This window comes from Hydrogenivirga sp., assembly GCF_056450045.1.
The window spans coordinates 1-4,185 of sequence record NZ_JBWONM010000091.1; the positions used below are offsets into that span (position 1 = coordinate 1).

General features: G+C 51.7%; 7 protein-coding genes. 3 read left to right on the forward strand and 4 right to left on the reverse strand.

All coding sequences use genetic code 11. The annotated features are described in order from the left end of the window. The 3 genes from AC1HCM_RS03855 to AC1HCM_RS03865 form a co-directional block, all read right to left on the reverse strand. Positions 1 to 225 (reverse strand): class I tRNA ligase family protein (locus tag AC1HCM_RS03855; protein ID WP_479460461.1); only part of this gene is annotated, 225 nt, incomplete at its 3' end. A gap of 10 nt (positions 226 to 235) precedes the next feature. Further along, on the reverse strand, positions 236 to 574 hold the full coding sequence (locus AC1HCM_RS03860) for a nucleotidyltransferase family protein (RefSeq protein WP_479460462.1): 339 nt from the start codon (positions 572 to 574) through the stop codon (positions 236 to 238). Then, positions 531 to 923, reverse strand: coding sequence for a HEPN domain-containing protein (locus AC1HCM_RS03865; protein WP_479460463.1), 393 nt, complete (start codon positions 921 to 923; stop codon positions 531 to 533). The genes AC1HCM_RS03860 and AC1HCM_RS03865 overlap by 44 nt, the downstream gene beginning before the upstream one ends. A gap of 17 nt (positions 924 to 940) precedes the next feature. Between AC1HCM_RS03865 and rimO the strand changes: the two genes are divergently transcribed. The 3 genes from rimO to AC1HCM_RS03880 are packed head-to-tail and all read left to right on the forward strand — an operon-like array spanning position 941 to position 3,801. After that, complete coding sequence (rimO, locus tag AC1HCM_RS03870) at positions 941 to 2,221, forward strand: 30S ribosomal protein S12 methylthiotransferase RimO (protein WP_479460464.1); 1,281 nt, start codon at positions 941 to 943, stop codon at positions 2,219 to 2,221. Positions 2,222 to 2,231: 10 nt separating this feature from the next. Beyond that, on the forward strand, positions 2,232 to 3,515 hold the full coding sequence (gene eno, locus AC1HCM_RS03875) for a phosphopyruvate hydratase (protein WP_479460465.1): 1,284 nt from the start codon (positions 2,232 to 2,234) through the stop codon (positions 3,513 to 3,515). Further along, positions 3,463 to 3,801, forward strand: a complete 339-nt coding sequence (locus tag AC1HCM_RS03880; RefSeq protein WP_479460466.1) for a hypothetical protein — start codon at positions 3,463 to 3,465, stop codon at positions 3,799 to 3,801. Before eno ends, AC1HCM_RS03880 begins: the two co-directional genes overlap by 53 nt. On the opposite strand, the gene fabZ is transcribed toward AC1HCM_RS03880, so the two are convergent. Next, the coding region (gene fabZ / locus AC1HCM_RS03885; protein WP_479460467.1) for a 3-hydroxyacyl-ACP dehydratase FabZ at positions 3,802 to 4,185 on the reverse strand (384 nt) is incomplete at its 5' end.

The following is a 4,185-nucleotide window of genomic DNA, read 5'->3' on the forward strand; positions in this document are numbered from 1 at the left end:
GACCTGCCTGCCCTTCATCCTCTGCCACCGGACTATCACATCCTGAAGGGTGGCGTTCAGAGCGTGTCCCATGTGGAGAGAGCCCGTTACGTTGGGTGGGGGTATGACAACCGAAAACTTCTTGCTCTTGTTTGGCTTCTCAACGTGGTATATAGCCTTCTCTATCCAGAACTTTGTCCACCTCGGTTCAATCTCCCGGGGGTTGTAATCCTTGAGCTCCTTCATGGGAGAACTATTATACCCTCAGGGTCTTCCCGTACTTCTGCGGTTCTTTTCTGAAGCTCTCTTCATCCATAACGATGATGTCAAAGGGTAGGGAAAGCCCCTCACTCAGGATATCAAAGAGCTCCTCCCATATCTCCCTCAGCCTGCCTCTCTTTTGATTTTTGATCACTACAAGGATGTCAACATCGCTGGTACCATGGTGGCTTCCCTTAGCCAGAGAGCCGAAGAGCCTTACCTCTTTCACATAGGGCTTTTTCTTCAGCTCCCGGGCAACTCCCTCAATCTCCCTGAAGAGCTCTTCCCTATCAAGATAGATAGCCTTCGCAGAACCTTCTGATACTATACGCACAGGAGATCGCCTTCCGGGCATCATCCTTTGTAAAGTAATCCGCAGGTTTACCCTCTGCAAACCCGTTCGGATACCTTGTAGGTATGTAGTACTTATCAAGCTCCTTCCCACAGGCGGTTATCTCGTCAGGTATGTCCAGCGAAGCCGTTTTTCTGAGGATTTTCAACATTCCAGTCAGAGAGTGCCCCCACAGATCCACGTTTAACTTCAGTCCAAGAGCTTTAACAAACTTTTCAGCAGCCTGCTGAGCTGTAAAGCAAGCCCACTCATAGAACTCATGTTCAAGGTCTATCTCTGCTCTACGCAGGTCCCTCTCCCCTTGTTCAAACCAGTCCTTATATCTCTCCATGCTATATATTATCCTCCATGAGGATTGGAGTTATAAGCCTCGGGTGCTCCAAGAACCTCGTTGACAGCGAGGTGCTTCTGGGAAAGCTCAGGGGTGCTGGGGTTGAGCTCACACCCGATATAGAATCTGCGGACTGCATAATAGTCAACACCTGTGGATTCATAGAGGACGCCAAGAGAGAGTCAATAGATACGATACTTGAGGTGATTGATTCAGGAAAAAGGGTTCTCGTCATGGGGTGCCTCGTTGAGAGATACAAAAAGGAGCTTGAGAAGGAGATCCCCGAGGTTGAGAGGTACTTCGGCACCCAGAGCTGGGACGAGATACTGAAACACCTCGGGCTTGAGCCAAGGTACTCATCTCACAGGCTCCTGACAACTCCCCGTGCCTACGCCTACGTCAAGATAGCGGAGGGTTGCAACCGCCTGTGCTCCTTCTGTGCCATACCCAAGATAAGGGGCAGACACAGGTCAAGACCCATTGAGGATATAGTTGATGAGGTGAAGGACCTCGCGGAGCGAGGTGTTAAGGAGATAAACGTAGTCTCTCAGGATACAACTTACTACGGGAGGGACCTCTACAGGAAGGACTCCCTGGTAAGGCTCCTGTCAGAGCTTGAGGAGGTTGAGGGCATAAGGTGGATAAGGCTCCTCTACCTGTATCCCACGGAGGTGAGCGGTGAGCTCCTGTCCTTCATAAGGGATTCGGAAAAGGTCCTGCCTTACTTTGACATCCCTCTCCAGCATATATCAACGAGGGTGCTAAAGAGCATGAGGAGGGGCTACGGAGAAGAGTTTGTAAGGAGGCTCGTTGAGAGCATAAGGGAGGAGATACCGGGGGCGGTTCTCAGAACTACCTTCATCGTTGGATATCCCGAGGAAGGGGAGGAGGACTACAAGCTTCTTAGGGACTTTGTTGCTGAGGGACACTTCCATTGGGCAGGTGTATTCACTTACTCCAAAGAGGAGGACACCCATGCCTACCCTCTTGGAGACCCCATCCCTAAGCGGGAGAAGGACAGGAGAAGGGAAGAGCTCATGGAGATTCAGAGGGAGGTGTGTACCAGAAAGAACGCAGAGCTCGTCGGAAAGAGGCTTGAGGTCCTAGTTGAAGGCTACTCGGAGGAGTTCTCCTTCGTTCCGAGGGGAAGGTCCTACCTTCAGGCTCCTGAGGTTGATGGTCTCGTTTACATAGAGAGCGAAGAGGCACCTTTGAGGGAGGGAGAGCTGATAGAGGTGGAGGTGAGCCAGTCGGCGGACTACGACCTCGGGGCTAAATACATAAGGCACATAGGCTAAAATATTCCCCATGTCTGCGATAGTTGGTGTTCACGGAAGGGAGGTTCTTGACTCAAGGGGAAACCCCACGGTTGAGGCTGAGGTTGTTCTTGAAAGCGGAGCCGTCGGCAGGGCTATCGTCCCGAGCGGAGCCTCTACTGGAGAGAGGGAGGCTATAGAGCTGAGGGATGGAGACCCCAAGAGGTTCCACGGCAAAGGTGTGCTGAAGGCTGTTGACAACGTCAACGGGGAGATAGCCAAGAGAATAAAAGGGATGGAGTCCATGAATCAGAAGGAGATAGACCTCGCCCTGATAGAGCTTGACGGAACAGAAAACAAGGGAAGGCTCGGCGCGAACGCTATCTTAGCTGTCAGCATGGCTGTTGCCCGTGCAAGCGCGGAGGAGCTCGGAGTATCTCTCTACGAGTACCTGGGAGGCAGGTTCGGCTCAAGGCTCCCGGTCCCCCTCATGAACGTCATAAACGGAGGAGCCCATGCGGACAACCCTCTTGACATTCAGGAGTTCATGATAGTCCCCGTATGCGGTGGCTCCTTCAGAGAGGCTCTGAGAGCTGGCGTTGAGGTCTTCCACACCCTGAAGAAGGTTCTGAAAGAAAAGGGCTTTTCTACAAACGTTGGCGATGAGGGAGGCTTTGCCCCCAACCTGAGCTCAACCAAGGAGGCTCTTGATACCTTGATGCAGGCTATAGAGAAGAGCGGATACAGACCGGGTGAGGACGTATACCTCGCCCTTGACTGTGCATCTTCAGAGTTTTACAGGGACGGACTATACCACCTTGAGGGCAAGAAGCTGAGCTCGGGGGAGATGATAGCCTTCTACGAGGAGTTCCTTGATAGGTACCCCATAGTATCCATAGAGGACCCTCTTTCGGAGAACGACTGGGAAGGCTGGAAGGAGCTCACAAAGGCGATAGGTGACAGAGTTCAGCTGGTGGGAGATGACCTCTTTACCACGAACCCAAAGGTTTTGAGAAGGGGGATAGAGGAGGGAGTAGCCAACTCAATCTTGGTGAAGCTCAACCAGATAGGAACCCTCTCGGAGACCCTTGATACGGTCATGCTGGCTAAGGAGAACTCCTACTCCCCAATAATATCCCACAGATCTGGTGAGTCGGAGGACACCTTTATAGCTCACCTTGCGGTAGCAACGAACGCTGGTCAGATAAAGACAGGCTCAGCCTCAAGGTCTGACAGGATTGCAAAGTACAACGAGCTACTTAGAATAGAAGAAGAGCTTGGGTATGGAGCACAGTTCTGGGGCAAGGAGGAATTCAGAGGATTTCTCTCTGATTAGGAAGCTCGCCTACGGCTTTCTTCTCTTGGCTGCTGTGAATACCTTTGCGAACCTCCTTCTATCGGAGCTCAACCTTAAAAAGGTTCTTCAGCTTAAGCTTGCCTCGGACAGGCTAACCCAGCTGATTGATGCGGAGGAAGGAAAGAACATAAAGCTCCGGGCGATCCACTCCCGTATAAAGCGCAATCCGAAGTTCTACAAGGAGAAGTTTGTAAGGGAGTATCTATTAATGTTCAAAAAGGGCGAGAGGGTAGTTCCCCTTCCGAAGGAGCTCTGGTACAGGTAGCTATCTTCTGACCTCTTCCAGCTTTCTGGCAGCTGCGTAAAGGACAGCCTCCGCTACCACCTCTTCCCCTACCCTTGCGGTTCCCTTCATCTTTGAGAGGGTCTTTTTAAGAGAGATTACCTCCAGCTCCATTATGAGCTGGTCGCCGGGAAAGATAGGCTTTTTGAAACGGGCTCCATCAATGCCGGCAAAGACGACGGCGTACTTACCTATCTCAAGGTTTAACGACCTTATCATGAGTATCCCGCCCACCTGAGCCATAGCCTCAAGGACGTACACCCCCGGAAAGAGAGGAAAGCCCGGAAAGTGCCCCTGGAAGAAAGGCTCGTTTACACTGACGTTCTTAAGACCGACTATCCTCTTCCCTTCTTCGTACTCAAGGAT